The sequence below is a fragment of the Amycolatopsis sp. NPDC104587 genome (genome assembly GCF_055583645.1).
This window is the reverse complement of sequence record NZ_JBVJNO010000002.1, coordinates 336,030-353,117: the sequence shown is the minus strand read 5'-3', so window position 1 is coordinate 353,117 and position 17,088 is coordinate 336,030. Positions and strand designations below refer to the sequence as shown.

16 protein-coding genes are annotated in these 17,088 nt (G+C 70.6%); 7 read left to right on the top strand and 9 right to left on the bottom strand.

Annotation, left to right across the window (positions count from 1 at the left end; all coding sequences use genetic code 11):
* Positions 1–8: 8 nt before the first annotated feature.
* Positions 9–1,238 (bottom strand): sarcosine oxidase subunit beta family protein, encoded by a 1,230-nt coding sequence (locus ACZ61C_RS06050; protein WP_465303386.1) that lies wholly within the window; start codon positions 1,236–1,238, stop codon positions 9–11.
* A 310-nt stretch (positions 1,239–1,548) separates the two neighbouring features.
* Between ACZ61C_RS06050 and ACZ61C_RS06045 the strand changes: the two genes are divergently transcribed.
* On the top strand, positions 1,549–2,196 hold the full coding sequence (locus ACZ61C_RS06045; protein ID WP_465303384.1) for a GntR family transcriptional regulator: 648 nt from the start codon (positions 1,549–1,551) through the stop codon (positions 2,194–2,196).
* Here ACZ61C_RS06045 and ACZ61C_RS06040 read toward each other — a convergent pair.
* Entirely contained in the window at positions 2,193–3,314 is a 1,122-nt protein-coding gene (locus tag ACZ61C_RS06040) for an aromatic ring-hydroxylating oxygenase subunit alpha (RefSeq protein ID WP_465303382.1), read from the bottom strand. The two genes, ACZ61C_RS06045 and ACZ61C_RS06040, sit on opposite strands and share 4 nt — an antisense overlap.
* A gap of 279 nt (positions 3,315–3,593) precedes the next feature.
* Positions 3,594–4,175: a TetR/AcrR family transcriptional regulator gene (locus ACZ61C_RS06035; RefSeq protein ID WP_465303380.1), complete on the bottom strand. Its 582-nt coding sequence runs from the start codon at positions 4,173–4,175 to the stop codon at positions 3,594–3,596.
* 91 nt (positions 4,176–4,266) lie between these two features.
* On the opposite strand from ACZ61C_RS06035, the gene ACZ61C_RS06030 reads away from it, so the two are divergent.
* The 6 genes from ACZ61C_RS06030 (at position 4,267) to ACZ61C_RS06005 (ending at position 11,136) form a co-directional block, all read left to right on the top strand.
* A complete protein-coding gene (locus ACZ61C_RS06030) occupies positions 4,267–5,727 on the top strand; it encodes an aldehyde dehydrogenase family protein (RefSeq protein ID WP_465303379.1) in 1,461 nt (486 codons plus the stop codon).
* A 24-nt stretch (positions 5,728–5,751) separates the two neighbouring features.
* Positions 5,752–7,320 carry an amino acid permease gene (locus tag ACZ61C_RS06025; protein WP_465303377.1) on the top strand — a complete coding sequence of 523 codons (1,569 nt, stop codon included), beginning with the start codon at positions 5,752–5,754 and terminating at the stop codon, positions 7,318–7,320.
* A gap of 9 nt (positions 7,321–7,329) precedes the next feature.
* A complete protein-coding gene (gene betA / locus ACZ61C_RS06020; protein WP_465303375.1) occupies positions 7,330–8,985 on the top strand; it encodes a choline dehydrogenase in 1,656 nt (551 codons plus the stop codon).
* 180 nt (positions 8,986–9,165) lie between these two features.
* A complete protein-coding gene (locus ACZ61C_RS06015; RefSeq protein ID WP_465303373.1) occupies positions 9,166–9,486 on the top strand; it encodes a bifunctional 3-phenylpropionate/cinnamic acid dioxygenase ferredoxin subunit in 321 nt (106 codons plus the stop codon).
* Positions 9,483–10,613 (top strand): NAD(P)/FAD-dependent oxidoreductase, encoded by a 1,131-nt coding sequence (locus ACZ61C_RS06010; RefSeq protein WP_465303371.1) that lies wholly within the window; start codon positions 9,483–9,485, stop codon positions 10,611–10,613. Before ACZ61C_RS06015 ends, ACZ61C_RS06010 begins: the two co-directional genes overlap by 4 nt.
* Before the next feature lie 37 nt (positions 10,614–10,650).
* Complete coding sequence (locus ACZ61C_RS06005; RefSeq protein ID WP_465303369.1) at positions 10,651–11,136, top strand: putative immunity protein; 486 nt, start codon at positions 10,651–10,653, stop codon at positions 11,134–11,136.
* On the opposite strand, the gene ACZ61C_RS06000 is transcribed toward ACZ61C_RS06005, so the two are convergent.
* The 6 genes from ACZ61C_RS06000 to pdhA are packed head-to-tail and all read right to left on the bottom strand — an operon-like array spanning position 11,129 to position 17,041.
* On the bottom strand, positions 11,129–12,154 hold the full coding sequence (locus ACZ61C_RS06000; protein ID WP_465303367.1) for a class I SAM-dependent methyltransferase: 1,026 nt from the start codon (positions 12,152–12,154) through the stop codon (positions 11,129–11,131). The genes ACZ61C_RS06005 and ACZ61C_RS06000 overlap by 8 nt on opposite strands.
* A 45-nt stretch (positions 12,155–12,199) precedes the next feature.
* On the bottom strand, positions 12,200–13,204 hold the full coding sequence (locus ACZ61C_RS05995; RefSeq protein WP_465303365.1) for a hypothetical protein: 1,005 nt from the start codon (positions 13,202–13,204) through the stop codon (positions 12,200–12,202).
* Complete coding sequence (locus ACZ61C_RS05990; RefSeq protein ID WP_465303363.1) at positions 13,201–13,749, bottom strand: hypothetical protein; 549 nt, start codon at positions 13,747–13,749, stop codon at positions 13,201–13,203. Before ACZ61C_RS05990 ends, ACZ61C_RS05995 begins: the two co-directional genes overlap by 4 nt.
* A gap of 55 nt (positions 13,750–13,804) precedes the next feature.
* Complete coding sequence (locus tag ACZ61C_RS05985; protein ID WP_465303361.1) at positions 13,805–14,983, bottom strand: dihydrolipoamide acetyltransferase family protein; 1,179 nt, start codon at positions 14,981–14,983, stop codon at positions 13,805–13,807.
* Positions 14,976–15,971 (bottom strand): alpha-ketoacid dehydrogenase subunit beta, encoded by a 996-nt coding sequence (locus tag ACZ61C_RS05980; RefSeq protein WP_465303359.1) that lies wholly within the window; start codon positions 15,969–15,971, stop codon positions 14,976–14,978. Before ACZ61C_RS05980 ends, ACZ61C_RS05985 begins: the two co-directional genes overlap by 8 nt.
* Positions 15,971–17,041: a pyruvate dehydrogenase (acetyl-transferring) E1 component subunit alpha gene (pdhA, locus tag ACZ61C_RS05975; protein WP_465303357.1), complete on the bottom strand. Its 1,071-nt coding sequence runs from the start codon at positions 17,039–17,041 to the stop codon at positions 15,971–15,973. Before pdhA ends, ACZ61C_RS05980 begins: the two co-directional genes overlap by 1 nt.
* Positions 17,042–17,088 lie beyond the last annotated feature (47 nt).

Below are 17,088 nucleotides of genomic sequence, written 5' to 3'. Positions count from 1 at the left end.
TGAACGACTCAGTGCGCGACGGCGGCGGCGCCGTGTTCGTCGACGAGGGCACCGGTGGCGAACCGGTCCAAAGTGAACGGTTCGGCGTACTCGTGCGGCTTGCCCCGCGCGATGGTGGCCGCGAAGACGTCACCGACACCTGGCGTGGCCTTGAACCCGCCGGTGCCCCAGCCACAGTTGAGGAACAAGTTCTCCACCGGGGTCAGGCCGATGATCGGCGACGCGTCCGGGCTGACGTCGACGATGCCCGCCCACGTCCGCAGCAGGTGCGCCCGCGCGAACACCGGGAACAGCTCCAACGCGGCGGCCATCTGCTGCTCGATGATGTGGAACGAGCCGCGCTGGCCGTAGCCGTTGTAGCTGTCGATCCCGGCGCCCATCACGAGTTCACCCTTGTGCGCCTGGGAAACGTAGACGTGCACGGCGTTCGACATCACGACGGTCGGGTGGATCGGCTCCAGCAGCTCGGACACCAAGGCCTGCAACGGGTGTGAGACCAGCGGCAGGTCCAGGCCGACCATGCGGGCCAGTACCGACGAGTGCCCGGCGGCGCACAGCGCGACCTTGCCCGCGGCGATCCGGCCCCTCGACGTCTCCACCGCGGTGACCCGGCCGTCCACCGTGGAGATACCGGTGACCTCGCAGTTCTGGATGAGGTCGACCCCCAGTTCGTGCGCGGCCCGCGCGAATCCCCAAGCGACGTAGTCGTGCTTCGCGATACCCGCGCGCGGCTGGAAGGTCGCACCGAGCACGGGGTAGCGGACGTCCGGCGAGGTGTTGACGATCGGGCAGATCTCCTTGACACCGTCGGCGTCCACCCATTCGGCGTCGATGCCGTTGAGCTTGTTGGCCTCGACGCGGCGGACGCTGTCGCGGACGTCCTGCAGGCTGTGCGCGAGGTTCAGCACCCCGCGCTGGCTGAACAGGATCGGGTAGCCGAGGTCCTCTTCGAGCCCTTCCCACAGCTTGAGGGAGTGCTCGTAGATGCCGGAGCTCTCGTCCCAGAGGTAGTTGGAGCGGATGATCGTGGTGTTGCGGGCCATGTTGCCGCCCGCGAGCCAGCCCTTCTCCAGCACAGCGACGTTGGTGATGCCGTGCACCTTGGCCAGGTAGTACGCGGTCGCGAGGCCGTGCCCGCCGCCGCCGACCACGATCACGTCGTAGGCGCGCTGGGGCTCGGGGTTGTCCCAGAGGAAGTCCGGGTGCTCGGGCAGGTCCGCGCCGGGTGTGCGGGTCATCGGGTCTCCTGCGGGTAGGGCGGGAACTGCTCGGCCAAGGCGGTCACAAGGCGGACGCCGGTTCCACCGGTCAGCACGGAGACCTCCGGCGGGAACAGGAGCCGCTCAGCCAGTGCCTCCGCGCTGCGGACGGCCCTAGGGTCTTGGGAGTGGTGGTCGTGACGTGCGCCGGCCGCTCGCCGATCGCTTCCGCCACGGCCGGGTCGTAGCCGGCTAGGGAGCGGTCGAGCTCTGGGGCGATCGTCGAGGTCATCACGAACCTTCCGTGGTCGACTTCTGATATATCAATCGTCGATGTAGGCTAAGCGGCATGCACCCGCAGGTCAATCCCCCGTCGCTGGCCGAACAGGCGTACGTCTTCGTCCGCGACCGCCTGGTCATGCTCGACATCCGGCCGGGCGAGCCCATCAACGAGGAGTGGCTCGGCACCACGCTCGGCATGGGCCGCACGCCTATCCGCGAAGCGCTGAAACGGCTGGAGTCCGAACGGCTGGTCGTCGCCTACCCGCGGCGGGGCACGTTCGCCACCGACGTCAACATCTCCGACCTCGCCCACATCTCCGAGGTCCGGCGCACGCTCGAGCCGATGGCGACGGCTGCCGCGGCCGAGCGCGCGACCGCGGCCGACCGGGCGACGCTCACCGAGCTGCGCGCGCAGCTCGACGCCGGTGTCCCGAGCGGGGACAACGCCGAGCTGCTGCGCACCGACCTCGCCCTGCACCGGGCGATCTACCGGTGCGTGCACAACCCGTTCCTCGAGGACACGCTGATCCGGTACGACAACCTCGCGACGCGGATCTGGTGCGTGTTCGTGCCGCGGCTGTCCGGGATGGCCGGCCACGTCGACGAGCACGTCCCCCTCCTCACCGCGATCATCGAGGGTGACGCCGAGAAGGCGGCCGCGCTGACACAAGCGCACGTCACCGGGTTCGAGGCCGCCATCCGGGCGTTGACCTAGAACCCCAGCCGGGTGCGGACCCAGTCGTGGAACTCGCCGATGTGGTGCTCGCTGGGCACGAGCACCCCGCCGCCGGCGTAGGAGCGTGAGTCCATGGCGAGCTGGCAACGTTCACACGCCTCGAAGTCCTGCAGGTTGACGCGGTGGAACAGCTCGACCGAGCGCGTCAGGTCGCGGCCGGACTCGACCACGCCGGGCAGGTAGAGCCAGTCGCAACGCACCAGCGTCCGGTCCGGGGCCAGCGGGAACATCCGGTGGAGGATCACGTGGTCCGGCACCAGGTTGACGAACACCTGCGGGCGCACGGTGATGGCGTAGTACTTGCGGTCCTGGTCTTCGGTGACGCCGGGGAGGCGGTCGACCCCCTCGCTGCCGTCGACGGTGAAGCCCTGGACGTCCCCGCCGAACGCCGCGCCGTGACCGACGTAGTACTGCGCGGCGTAACCGTCGGCGAACTCCGGGAGGACCTCGGTGAGCTCCGGGTGGATCGTCGCGCAGTGGTAGCACTCCATGAAGTTCTCGATGATCTGTTTCCAGTTCGCCTTCACGTCGTACTCGATGCGCTTGCCGAGCGCGAGGCCGTCGACGCCGTACGCCTCGATCGCCTCCGCGCCGCCGAGCCGTTCGGTGACCGCGGCGACGACGGAGCCGTCGAACGGCGGCGGCTCGTCGGCCAGGCAGACCCAGGCGTAGCCGAGCCATTCGCGCAGGTGGACGCGGGTGAGGCCGAACGTCGTGCGGTCGACGTCCGGCATGCCGGTGAGGTTCGGCGCGGCGACCAGCTTGCCGTCGAGGCCGTAGGTCCAGGCGTGGTACGGGCACTGGAAGGCGCGCTTCACGGTGCCGGACTCTTCGGTGCAGAGCCGGGCGCCGCGGTGGCGGCAGACGTTGAGGAACGCGCTGAGCTTCCCGTCCCGCCCCCGCGAGACGAGCACGCTCTCCTTCCCGACCTGGACGGTCTCGAACGCCCCGGGCCCGGCGAGGTCCGCGCTGCGCACGGCGCAGAACCAGTCCGCCTCGAAGATCTTCGCCTGCTCCAGCGCGAAGATCGCCGGGTCGGTGTAGTAGGTGCCGGGCAGCGTGGCGAGCAGGCTCGGCGGCAGATCGGTAGTGGTCACCGGCGTGGTCCTCTCCGCGGATCAGGACGGGAGTTGCGCAGAACGCGTCTTGTTGCTCACTCCGGAACAGAGTGACTGCCACCCGGCAACGCTGTCAAGAAAGGTTTTTCAACGCCCACCAAGACTCCCCGGCAGGTTTCAGGCATCACCCGTGACTGGACGGGCATCACGCGTGATTGGGCGGGCATCACGCGTGACTGAGCGGGCATCAGCGCGATGCCTCTCCAATCACGCGTGATGCCCCTTCAATCACGAGTGATGCCTCTCGGATCACGCGAGTTACGGGTTGGCGGGGCCGTGGATGGCGCGGCGGAAGAGGGTTTCGATCTCCTCGCGGGACGGGCGGGGGTCGGCGAGGGCCGCCTGCATCAGCAGGCCGCAGAACAGGCCGGCCAGGAGACGGCCGGTCAGGGGGTCGGTGCGGGAGCCGAAGAACGCGATCAGCGCCTCGTCCCAGGCCGCGCTCGCCTTGCGGAGCCGGGGGCGGTGCAAAGCCGCGACGTACAGGTCGTACTCGACGACCGTGTCGCGGTACTGCTCGTTGACGTACCCCATGACGAGGTCGGCGAGCGCCGCGGCGAAGTCGGCGCCCGGCGGGAGGGCGGACTCCCACTCCTTCAGCGCGTGGACATTCTTCTCCGCGGCCTCGACCAGCGCGACCTCCAGGAGGTCGTCCAGCGTCGCGAAGTGGTAGGTCGTCGAGCCGAGCGGCACCCCCGCGGCCGCCGCGACCGACCGGTGCGTGACCCCGTCGATCCCCCGCTGCGCGACCACCTCGATCGCCGCCTTGGCGATGCGCGCGCGGCGTTCGGGGTCGTTCGGGCCGCGGCGCCTCGCCGCGGCGGGTTCGCTCTTCGCCATCGAGCCCCCTTGTGGACATCTGTACACGTATCGCGTACAAATGTACGCACTCTTGACACGAAGCAGCCACTACCGATCCGGAAGGGGCCGCATGAAGGATCTTTACATCGACGGGGCCTGGTCCGACGCCGGCACGCACTCCGACGTGCTGAACCCCGCCACCGGCCAGGTGATCGAGCAGGTCGCCGAGGCCGGGCGCGAGGAGGTCGACGCCGCGGTCGGCGCCGCGCGGCGGGCCTTCGACGGCGGCCCGTGGCGGCGGACCACCGCCACCGAACGCGGTGAGCTCCTGCGCAAAGTCGCCGCCCTGCTGGTCCGCGACCGCGAGGAGCTGGCCCGCACCGAGAGCCTCGACACCGGCAAGACGCTGGGTGAAGGCCGCATCGACATCGACGACGTCACGAACGTATTCCGCTACTACGCCGACCTCGCCGACAAGGACGCCGGACGCCTCGTCGACGCGGGCAGCGCGTCCGTCGTGAGCCGGATCGTGCACGAGCCGGTCGGGGTCTGCGCGCTCATCGCGCCGTGGAACTACCCGCTGCTCCAGATGTCCTGGAAGGTCGCCCCCGCGCTGGCCGCCGGCAACACGATCGTGCTCAAGCCGAGCGAGGTGACGCCGCTGACCACGATCAAGCTCGTCGCCCTGCTCGAAGAAGCCGGCACCCCACCGGGCGTCGTCAACCTGCTGCTCGGGCCGGGCCACGTCGGCGCGGCGATGGTCGAGCATCCGGCCGTCGACCTCGTCTCCTTCACCGGCGGTTACGCGACCGGCGAGAAGATCATGACGGCCGCCGCCAAGGGTGTCCGCCGGGTCGCCCTCGAGCTCGGCGGCAAGAACCCGAACGTGGTCTTCGACGACGCCGACTACGACACCGCCCTCGACTACGCGCTGATGGCCGCGTTCGTCCATTCGGGACAGGTCTGCTCGGCGGGCGCCCGCCTGATCGTCCAAGATGGAATCCATGACCGGTTCGTGGCGGACCTCGCCGCGCGCGCCGACCGGATCCGGGTCGGCGACGGCCTCGACCCCGCGACCGAGACGGGCCCGCTCGTCTCGGCGCAGCACCGCGCCAAGGTCGAGGGGTACGTCGAAAGCGCTCTCGCCGAGGGCGCCACGCTCCGGGCGGGCGGCAAGCGCCCCGAAGGACCGGAGTACAAAAACGGTTTCTTCCTCCGCCCGACCGTGTTCAGCGACTGCAGAGGAGACATGGCGGTCGTCCGGGAAGAGGTCTTCGGCCCGGTCGTCACCGTGGAACGCTTCACCGAAGAGGCCGACGCGATCGCGCTGGCCAACGACACCGAGTACGGGCTCGCCGGAGCCGTGTGGACGTCGGACGCGTCCCGCGCCCAGCGGGTCGCCGGGGCCCTGCGCCACGGCACCGTGTGGATCAACGACTACCACCCCTACCTGCCGCAGGCGGAGTGGGGCGGGTTCGGGAAGTCCGGCATCGGCCGCGAGCTCGGACCGTCCGGGCTGGCGGAGTACCAGGAGAGCAAGCACGTCTACCAGAACATCGATCCCGTTCCGCAGCACTGGTTCAAAGGCTGATCCCCACCACTTAAGGACGCTGCCATGACCACGCAAGAAAAGCCGGCGGGCGGGGGGCCTGCCCCGGACGACAGCTCCGACCTCGAGAAGTTCGGTTACCGCCAGGAGCTCGAACGCTCTCTCGGCTCGTTCTCCAGCTTCGCCGCCGGGTTCTCCTACATCTCGATCATGACCGGTGTGTTCCAGCTGTTCTTCTTCGGCTTCGGCTCGGGCGGGCCGGCGTTCATCTGGACCTGGCCGCTCGTGTTCCTGGGCCAGCTCGCCGTCGCGCTGTGCTTCGCCGAGCTCGCCGGCCAGTTCCCGCTCGCCGGATCGGTGTACCAGTGGGCGAAACAGATCGCGAAACCCGCGACGTCGTGGCTCGCGGGCTGGATCATGATCATCGGCGCGATCGTCACGGCCGGCGCGGTCGCCGTGGCCTACCAGATCATCCTGCCGCAGGTCTCGACCGCGTTCCAGATCGTCGGCAGCGACTCCGACGCCGGCCTGACGTCGACCCCGGGCGGCGCGCAGAACGCCATCATCCTGGCCCTCGTGCTGGTCGTGTTCGCCACGATCGTGAACGTCATCGGCGTCAAGCTGATGGCGAAGATCAACAACTTCGGCGTCGCGGTGGAGCTGTCCGCGGTCATCCTGCTGATCATCGCGCTGGCCATCCACATCAAGCGCGGCCCGCAGGTGGTCTTCGAAACGCACGCCACCGGTGACGGTCACTCGCTCGGGTACCTCGGGGCGTTCCTGGTGGCGTCGCTGATGAGCGCGTACGTCTTCTACGGCTTCGACACCGCCGGCTCGCTCGCCGAGGAGACCACCCAGCCGCGCAAGCACGCGCCGCGCGCGATCCTGCGGGCGATCACGGCGTCGTTCATCGTCGGCGGCCTGGTGATGCTGGTCGGCATGATGGCCGTCGGCGACATCAACGCCGAAGAGCTGAGCACCTCCGGCATGCCGTACCTGCTGAAGAGCACACTCGGCACCGGACTGGGCAACGCTTTCCTGATCTGCTCGGCAATCGCGATCACCGTGTGCTGCCTCGCCGTGCAGACCGCGGCGATCCGGATGGCGTGGGCGATGGCCCGCGACGGCCGGCTGCCGTTCAGCAAGGCGATGGCGAAGGTGTCGCCGCGCTCGAAGACGCCGATCCTGCCGGCGCTGCTCACCGGCGGCCTCACCGTCGTGGTGCTGCTGATCAACCTGGGCAACCAGCGGGCGTTCTTCATCCTGACCTCGACGGCGATCATCCTGTTCTACATCCCCTACCTGATGGTGACCGGCCCGATGCTGCTGCGCCGCCTGCGCGGGCAGTGGCCGCGCCCGGGCCACGGCCCGTACTTCAAGCTCGGCCGCTGGGGCACGTTCGTGAACCTGGTCGCGGTGCTCTACGGCGGGGCGATGACGGTCAACCTGATCTGGCCGCGCGCCGAGGTCTACGGCGACGATCACTGGTACTTCCAGTGGGGCGCGGTGATCGTCACCGGGCTGATAGTGATCATCGGTGCGATCATGCTTTACGTCCGGCGCCGCACCTGGGGCTCGTCGCACACGAGCCCCGAGCACATGCCGGACAACGCCCCGGACTCACTGCCCGGCTGAGGAGGACGCATGAGTGAAAACTACGACTTCGTCATCGTCGGCGGTGGTTCGGCGGGCTGCGCGCTGGCGAACCGGCTGTCGGCCGACCCGAACAACAAGGTCCTGGTCCTGGAAGCGGGCCGGTCCGACTACAAGTGGGACGTCTTCATCCACATGCCGGCCGCGCTGACCTTCCCGATCGGGTCGAAGTTCTACGACTGGGGCTACCGCAGCGAGCCCGAGCCGCACATGAACCGCCGCCGCATCTACCACGCGCGCGGCAAGGTGCTCGGCGGGTCGTCGAGCATCAACGGCATGATCTTCCAGCGCGGCAACCCGATGGACTACGAGCGCTGGGCCGGCGACGCCGGAATGTCCACTTGGGACTATGCCCATTGCCTGCCGTACTTCAACCGGATGGAGAACTGCCTCGCCGACGCTCCCGACGGGCAGTGGCGCGGCCACGACGGGCCGCTCGAACTCGAGCGCGGCCCGGCGTCGAACCCGTTGTTCCAGGCCTTCTTCGACGCCGCCGAGCAGGCGGGCTACCCGCGCACCGACGACGTCAACGGCTACCGGCAGGAAGGCTTCGCGGCCTTCGATCGCAACGTCCGAAAAGGACGGCGCTTGTCGGCGGCGGGCGCTTACCTGCACCCGGTGGAGAACCGCCCCAACCTCACGGTGAAGACGCACGCGTTCGTGTCGCAGATCCTCTTCGACGGCACCCGCGCGATCGGCGTCGAGTACGCCGAGGGCCGGGGCGTGCCGGGTGAGGTCTACGGCAAGGAGATCATCCTCTGCGGCGGGGCGATCAACAGCCCGCAGCTGCTGCAGCTCTCCGGCGTCGGCAACGCGGCGGACCTGGAGAAGCTCGGCATCGACGTCGTCAAGGACCTGCCGGGGGTCGGCGAGAACCTGCAGGACCACCTGGAGGTGTACATCCAGTACGCCTGCAAGGAACCGGTGTCGATGCAGCCGTCGCTGGCGAAGTGGAAGCGGCCCTACATCGGCGCGCAGTGGCTGTTCCTGCGGAACGGCCCGGCCGCCACGAACCACTTCGAGGGCGGCGGGTTCGTCCGCTCGAACGACGAGGTGAAGTACCCGAACCTGATGTTCCACTTCCTGCCGGTGGCGATCCGCTACGACGGTTCGGCGCCCACGGAAGGGCACGGCTACCAGGTGCACGTCGGCCCGATGTACGCCGACACGCGCGGCTCGGTGAAACTCACCTCGACCGACCCGCGGCAGCACCCGGCGATCAAGTTCAACTACCTGTCCACGGAGAACGACCGGCGCGAGTGGGTCGAAGCCGTGCGGGTGGCGCGGAAGATCCTCAACCAGTCCGCGATGGACACCTACAACGGCGGGGAGATCTCGCCGGGACCGTCGGTGGAGACCGACGAGGAGATCCTCGACTGGGTCGCCAAGGACGCCGAGACCGCGCTGCACCCGTCGTGCACGGCCAAGATGGGCGTGGACGACAAGTCCGTCGTCGACCCGCAGACCATGCGGGTGCACGGCACCGAGGGCCTGCGTGTCGTCGACGCGTCGGTCATGCCCTACATCCCCAACGGCAACATCTACGCGCCGGTGATGATGACCGCCGAGAAGGCGGCCGACCTCATCCTCGGCAACACCCCGCTGGCCCCGATCAAGACGCCGTTCTACCGGCACGGGGAGAACTAGCCTCCGACGTCGCAGCCCGTACCGCCATCCTCGGTACGGGCCTTCGGCGTGCCCGGATATCCGCCAGCGGGTAACGAAAACTACCCGGCCGTAGCCCCTTGACGACGCGCTTCACGGGACTCAGACTTTGTTGCGGATCACAGTCGATGTTCCCCTATGCGCAACAGTCTCGGAGGACTCATGATTCGCGCATGCACCGTCGACGAGCTGCCCCCGGGTGAGTCCGTCCGGATCCCGGGGTCGCCCGCCATCGCGGTGTTCCACACCGACGACGGGGAGCTGTACGCCATCGACGACACGTGCACCCACCAGGACGCCTCGCTCGCCGACGGCTGGCTCGAAGGCTGCTTCGTCGAGTGCCCGCTGCACGCGGCGCTGTTCGACCTGCGCACCGGCATGCCGAGCTGCCTGCCGGCGAAGGAAGCGGTGCGCACGTACGCGGTCGTCGTCGACGAAGGTGTCGTCTACGTGGAGGGCACGGCTCGCGAGGACGCCGCGTGAAGCGCATCGCGGTCGTCGGCGCGTCGCTCGCCGGTGTCCGCGCCGCGCAGGAGCTGCGCGCGCAGGGCTACGACGGCGGGATCGTGCTGGTCGGCGAAGAGGCGCACCTGCCCTACGACCGGCCTCCGCTGTCCAAGGGCTTCCTGGCCGGGACGGCTTCCCGCGCGTCGCTGGAGCTGCTCGACGCCGGCGATCTCGCGTCGCTGGCGCTGGACTTCCGGCTCGGCGCGCGGGCCACGGCGCTGGAGCCGGCCGACCGGCGGGTCCGCCTCTCCGACGGCGGCTCGGTGCACGCGGACGGCGTCGTCATCGCCACCGGCGGCCGGGCGCGCACCTTGCCGGGCTTCGAAACCGCCCACACGCTGCGGACGATCGACGACGCTCTCGCGTTGCGCGCGGCTCTGGTGCCCGGGGTCCGGGTGGCGATCGTCGGCGCCGGGTTCATCGGCGCCGAGGTGGCCTCGACGTGCCGGTCGCTGGGCCTCGACGTGGTCGTCCTGGAAGCGCTGCCCGCGCCGCTCGCGCCGGTGCTGGGCCCGGACCTGGCGGCGGTCTGCGCGCGGCTGCACGCCGAGCACGGCACGGAGCTGCGCTGCGGGGTGTCGGTGACGGGCATGTCCGAAGCGGGCGTCCACCTGGCCGACGGGTCGCTCGTCCCGGCCGACGTGGTCGTGACCGGCGTCGGCATGACCCCGGCGACGGACTGGCTGGCCGGGTCCGGGCTGACCGTTTCCGACGGAGTCTGCGTGGACGCGGGCCTGGTCACGGAACTGCCTTCGGTGGTCGCCGTGGGCGACGTCGCGCGGTACGGGGGACGGCGGCACGAGCACTGGACGAACGCGTCCGAGCAGGCGCCGGTCGCGGTGGCGAACCTCCTGTCCGGGCAGACCTCGCGGACGTACACCCCCAGCGGGTACGTCTGGTCGGACCAGTACGCGGGACGGTTGCAGCTGGCCGGGCACCCCCGCCCGGACGACACGCTGACGTTCGTCGAAGGCGGGCCTTCGGACGCGTCCTTCGTGGCGACCTGGCACCGCGACGGCGCGACGGTGGGGGTGTTCGCGTTGAACAACTCGAAGCTGTTCAACCGCCTGCGACGTCCGCTTCGGGTGCCGGCGGCCGTCTGAAGTCTCAACCGGCGGTTCAAAGATACGCTTCAGCCACATGGAGCTGACTCTCGACGAGCTGCGGGCGTTGACGGGCTGGGCCGCCGACTGCGCTTCGCGGGCGCTGCCGTTGATCCCGGACGACCCCCGCCCGGCGGCGGCGATCGCGGCGGCGCGGGAGTTCGCTACGGGCGGCCCCCGCACGAAAGCCTTGCGCACGGCCGCGTGGGCGGCGCTGAAGGCGGCAGGCGCGACTTCCGACCCGGCGGCGGCCGCCGCAGCCCGTGCGGCAGTCGGCGCGGCGGGCGCGGCCTACCTGCACCCGCTGGAGTCGCCGCACCAGGTGAAGCACATCGTCGGCCCCGCGCAGCAGACGGCGTTGGCGCACGAACTGGCCGGCGGTGACGCCGCGGCCGAGATCCGCTGGGCTCTCGACCACGCTCCACCGGAGGTACGCGACATCCTGAGCCGCTTCCCACCCGGCGAACCCGGCGAGTCCCGGCTCGGCGAGCTGCACCGGCAGCTGGAGTCGGCGCTCAGGTGACGGTGGGCCGTTCGACGACCACGGTGGCCATCAGGGAGTGCCCTACCCCGAGCCCTTGCTGGGCTTGCTGTTCCCACGCGAAGAGCGACCTCGCCAGCTCCTTCGCGTGCTCGGCGGACGGCAAGGCGGCCGCGGCGAGGATCCGGTTCCAGCGCTCGGCGAAGGCGTTGAAAAACAGCTCGACCGGCCGGGGCGCGTGCCCGGCGGGCGGCTCGAACCGCAGGCGGGCGGGGTCGACGTCGGTGGCGCCGCGGGCGAGCTCGTTGAGGAGGGTGCGGTAGGGCGGGATCGCCGGGTTGAAGGACAGCGTGGCGGTGTGCCGGCCCGCGAGGATCGACCGGTCGGTGAACGTCGTCCCGCTCAGCCGGGCCCCGGCCCGGATCGCGGCTTCGACGAGCGCCGCGTCGAGCGACCCGCGGTCGAAGAAGCTCATCCGGTCGTGAAGGGTTTCGGTCGCGTCCTCGAAGAAGCTCATGTTGTACGACCAGCGGGTCTCCGGCCACTTCGGCGTCCACTCGACCGAGTAGCGGCCGAGGACGTCGACGACGAGCACCGCGCTGTCGCGGGTCTCGACGATCCGCCGCATGAGGCCGGTGAGGACCTCGACGACGTCCTCGTGGGGAAGGTGCGAGTAGGGCACCCCGCAGGAGAGGTAGAGGTCGAAGTCGCCCGCGGGCAGTTCTGACCGCATGTCCGCGACGGCGAAGATGGCCCGCCGTCCTGCGTGGAGCGCGCGAGCGGTTTCGACCATGTCGGGATCGATGTCGACCCCGAGGTAGTCGAGAGTGTGCTCGTCGGTGAGCGGCGCGAGGGCGCCGTGCGGCTCGGTCAGCAGGGCGAGCCCGTCCCCGGTCCCACAACCGACGTCGACCACCCGCAGCGGCCGGCCGGGCTCGCGCCGGATCCGGCTGATGGCGTCCCGCAGAACCCGGTGGGTGACCGGTTCCTCCAGCATCGTCTTGACCGGATCACGCCGTTTGGGCGAGGTGTAGTGGGCCGTCGCGTCGCGGTAGGACATGATCAAAACGTAGTTCATCACCGGTGGCGGCCGGGGCGGATTTCGCTAGAGAGCCAGCTCGTCCAAGTCGCTTTCCAGCCTCGCGCGCCAGGTCCAGCGCCGTTCCGTCGTGTCCGCGTTCTCGCCGGCCGGTGGGCCCAGGGGCAGCGCCGGGTCCACGATGCGGAACGTCACGCGGTAAGCCAGCACCGAAGCCGCCGTGCGGATCCACGTGTCGCCCGCGGCCCCCGCCGGTGGGGCTACCCCCAGTGCGTGGCCGAACCACGTCGGCAGCAGCGCGTTCGAGCCGAGCGCGTCCGTGATCCGGGTCCGCAGCCGCACCTGCAGGTCGTGCCACGCTCGCTCGGCGCGCTCCAGCTGGGGCACGATCCGGGCCTCGACCGCGTCCGCCTCGCGCAACGCCAGCCGCGCCTGGTCCGCCGCCTCCGACGCCGCCGGGATCTCCTCGTCCAGCAGCGTCCGGCGCCGGGTCGACAACGCCCGCAACGACGACTCCGCGTCCCCTCGGGCCCGCGAAGCGCGGTCCGTCGACGCCAGGACCCGCATCACCTCGAGCAGGTCCGAGTCACACCGGGCCTGCGCTTCGTGCACCGAAGCCAGCCGCGCGATCTCCTGCTCGTGCCGGGCGCGCTGCTCCTTCGTGACGAGCTCCTTGTGCAGGTCGTCCCAGCGCGCCGCCTCCGCCGCGAGCGCCCGGGTCTCCGCGCCGACGTCGTCGAGGTTCACCTGGGGCACACCGTCGGACACCCGCACCGCGCGTTCCAGGGCCTGGACTTGCTGCTGCAACCGGTCCAGCTGCCGGCCGAGCACGTCGATGCGGTCCTCCTGCCGGTGCCCGCCGCCGCGCTCGAGCCGGTCGGTCAGGTCCGCGACGTCTTGCCGCAGCCCGCGGTCGCGGTCGTCGGCCTCCTCGACCGCGACGCGCAGCCCGTCGACCGCCGCGAACAGCTCGTCGAGGTCGCGGCGCGTCGGGTCCGCGGCCTCCGGGTAGCCGTCGTACTCCTGCTCGAACCCGGGGTCGTCGCCGTAGGTCGCGTAACCGTGGCTCACGGGATCCGGCTTTCCCGCCACAGCAACGCGGCTGTGGCCGCGACGCCCAGCGCCGCCAAGACCGTGCAGACGACCGACCCGGCCCACGGCACCAGCGCCGCCACCAACACGACGGCCGTGATGCTGCCCGCCCACGCGGCCCGCGTCCGCTCGCGGATGACTTCGCCGACCCGCCGGACCGGGCCGAAGCCGATCCACAGCCCGGCCGCGAACAGCGGGACGAACGCCAGCAGCCAAACCGGCGACAGCACGTCGAACAGCACCAGCGCCGCGGCGACCAGCGGAACCAGCACCGGCGCGGCCGCGAAGTACACCACCGCGCGCTGCGTCGCCGCGTGCCGCGACTCGAGCTCGGCGATGGCGAGCCGGTGCTTCGCCTCGTCGAACGCCAGCTCGGCGTCGAGCAGCCGGTGGGCCGTCGCGACGAGCTCGTCCATCACCTCGACGTCGGCGGGCGGGGTCACCAGCCCGTCGCGCAGGTCCTGCTTGAGCCGGCCCACGCGCGCTTCCGCCTGGTCCCGGTCGTGCTGGGCTGGAGTCGTCACGCGAACACTTTAAGTGCCACGGCCGTCACATCCGGCCAATGCGCGCGGTGAGTCGCTAGAGGTCGCCCAGGGCCGTGACCGGCGACTCGACGCAGTCCGCGACGAACCGGAGGAACCCGCCCGCCGTGCCGCCGTCGCAGACGCGGTGGTCGAAGGCCAGCGTCAGCTCGCAGATCTTGCGGGCGACCAGCGCGCCGTCGACCACCCACGGCCGGTCGATGATCCGGCCGATGCCGAGGATCGCGGCCTCGGGGTGGTTGATGATCGCGGCCGAGCCGTCGACGCCGAAGACGCCGTAGTTGTTGACGGTGAACGTGCCGCCGGTGAGGTCCGCGGGCGGCAGCTTGCCGTCGCGGGCGGTGCGGGCGCGGTCGCCGATCGCCGCCGAAAGGTCACGGGTGGACAGCTCGCCGGCGTCGCGCACGACCGGGACGACCAGCCCGCGGTCGGTCTGCGCGGCGAAGCCGAGGTGGATCTTGTCCAGCAGGACGATCTCGTCGCCGTCGACGCGGGAGTTCAGCTCCGGGAACTTCTTGAGCCCCGCGACGGTGAACCGCGCGATCAGCCCGAGCAGGCTCACCGGCCGGTCGGTCTTGGCATTGAGGGCCGCGCGGGCGGCGACCAGCTCGGTCGCGTCGACGTCCACCCACACCGTCGCTTCGGGGATCTCGCGCCGCGACGTCGTGAGCTTGGTCGCGACGGCCTTGCGGACGCCGGTCAGCGGGATCCGGCGCTCCCCTTCCGCCTGCGGCTTCTTCAGGAGCGCTTCGACGTCGGTCCGGCGGATGATCCCGCCCGGGCCGGTCGGGGTGACCGTCGTGAGGTCGATCCCGTTGTCCGAAGCCAGCTTCCGGACGAACGGCGAGATCACGCCGGGCGCCTTGGCCTTCGGCGCGGGAGCCTCGGCGCGGCGGACGCGCTTGCGGCGCGTCGTCGGCGCGGTGCCGTAGCCGATGAGGACGTTGCCGCTGCCACTCGATGTCGCTACGCCCGGTTCGGCGAAGCCGCCGACGGACAACAGCGGCGCGCCGACCGGGAGCAGCTGCCCCGGCTCGCCGTGCAGCGCGGACACGACGCCGGCGAACGGCACCGGCACCTCGACCGCGGCCTTCGCCGTCTCGACCTCGACGACGATCTGGTCGATCTTGACCGTGTCGCCGACGGTGACGTGCCAGTTGAGGATGGCCGCCTCGGTCAGGCCTTCGCCGAGGTCCGGCAGCAGGAAGTCAGGCACCGGCCACCACCGGGGTGTCGGCCCACTGCAGGCGCGCGATCGTGTCGAGGATCCGGTCGACGTCCGGAAGCACGTGGCGCTCCAGCTTCGGCGCCGGGTACGGGATGTCGAGCCCGGTCACGCGCAGCACCGGCGCGTGCAGCTGGTGGAAGCACTGCTCCGTGACGCGAGCGACGACCTCGGCGCCGTACCCGCCGAAGCCGGCGGCCTCGTGGACGACCACCGCGCGGCCGGCGCGGCGCACGGAAGCCGTCACGGTCTCGTCGTCGAACGGCGACAGCGAGCGCAGGTCGACCACCTCGACGTCCCAGCCCTCTTCCTTCGCGGCTTCGGCGGTTTCCAGGGCGGTGGCGACCATCGGGCCGTACGCGATGAGCGTGACGTCCTTGCCTTCGCGGCGGACGACGGCCTTGTCCATGCCCGGGCCGCTGCGCGTGAAGCTGACCTCTTCCCCGGACCAGTAGCGCACCTTCGGCTCGAGGAAGACGACCGGGTCCGGCGACTCGATGGCGTCGCGAAGCAGGTCGTAGGCGTCCTGCGCGGTGCCCGGCGTGACGACGCGCAGGCCCGGCGTGTGCGTGTAGTAGGCCTCGCTGGAGTCGCAGTGGTGCTCGACGCCGCCGATGCCGCCGGCGTAGGGGATCCGGATGACCATCGGCAGCGAGAGCGCGCCGCGCGTGCGGTTGCGCAGCTTCGCGACGTGCGAGGTGATCTGTTCGAACGCGGGGTAGGCGAAGGCGTCGAACTGCATCTCGACGACCGGGCGGAAGCCGCCCATCGCCATCCCGACGGCGAACCCGACGATGCCGGACTCGGCGAGCGGGGTGTCGAAGCAGCGGTCCTCGCCGAAGTCGGCGGTGATGCCGTCGGTGACCCGGAAGACGCCGCCGAGCGTGCCGACGTCCTCGCCGAACACGAGCACCCGGTCGTCGTCCTTGAGCGCGTCCCGCAGGGCGGCGTTGAGCGCCTGCGCCATCGTGGTCGTCATCAGGCCTCCAGCTCGGCTTTCAGTGCGGCCCGCTGGAGTTCGAGCTGGCGGGTCGGCTCGGCGTAGACGTGGTCGAACAGCGACATCGGGTCGAGCTCGGCGTCGGCGTTCAGGGTGTCGCGGACGGACTCGGCGAACTCTTCGGCTTCGGCGTGGCAGAGCTCGATTTCGTGCGCGGTGAGGGCGTCCCCGAGGTAGGTCTCGAGGCGCTTGAGCGGGTCCGCTTCGCGCCACTTCGCGACTTCGTCCGCGTCGCGGTAGCGGGTGGCGTCGTCGGCGTTGGTGTGGGCGTCAATGCGGTAGGTGTGGGCCTCGACGAGGACCGGGCCGTGGCCTTCGCGGGCGTGCTTCACGGCGTCGTCGAGAACGGCGAGCACCGCGACGGCGTCGTTGCCGTCGACCTGCTCCGAGCGCATGCCGTAGCCGATTCCCTTGTACGCCAACGCGGGCGCGGCGCTCTGCTTCTCGAAGGGGACGGAGATGGCGTAGCGATTGTTCTGCACGAAGAACACGACGGGCGCCTTGAAGACGGCGGCGAAGTTGAGCGCCTCGTGGAAGTCGCCTTCGCTGGTGGCGCCGTCCCCGATGAGCGCGAGCGCGACGGCGTCTTCGCCGCGTCGCTGCATCGCGTGGGCCAGCCCGGCGGCGTGCAGGGTCTGCGTCGCGAGCGGAGTGCACTGGGGCGCTACGCGCGTCTCGACGGGGTTGTAGCCGCAGTGCGCGTCGCCGCGAAGGAGCGTCAGGACTTCGCCGGGCTTCAAGCCGCGCGCGATGAGGGCGACGGAGTCGCGGTAGGTCGGGAAGAGCCAGTCGTTGTCCTGGAGCGCGAGCGCGGCGGCGACCTGGCAGGCCTCCTGGCCGGCGCTGGAGGGGTAGACGGCGAGACGGCCCTGCTTGGTGAGGGCGGTCGCCTGGACGTCGAAGCGGCGGCCCAGGACCATCTGCCGGTAGACGGCCTTCAGCCGGTCCTTCGTGGGCTCGGCGTACTCGCCGTGCTGCTCGACGCGCGTCCCGTCCTCGGCGACGAACCGCACCGGCGACACGGACGGCAGCAGGGTCTCCGCGGCCATGACGCACACCACCTCTCGCAGACATATGATGCTGAAATGGTGGTTCT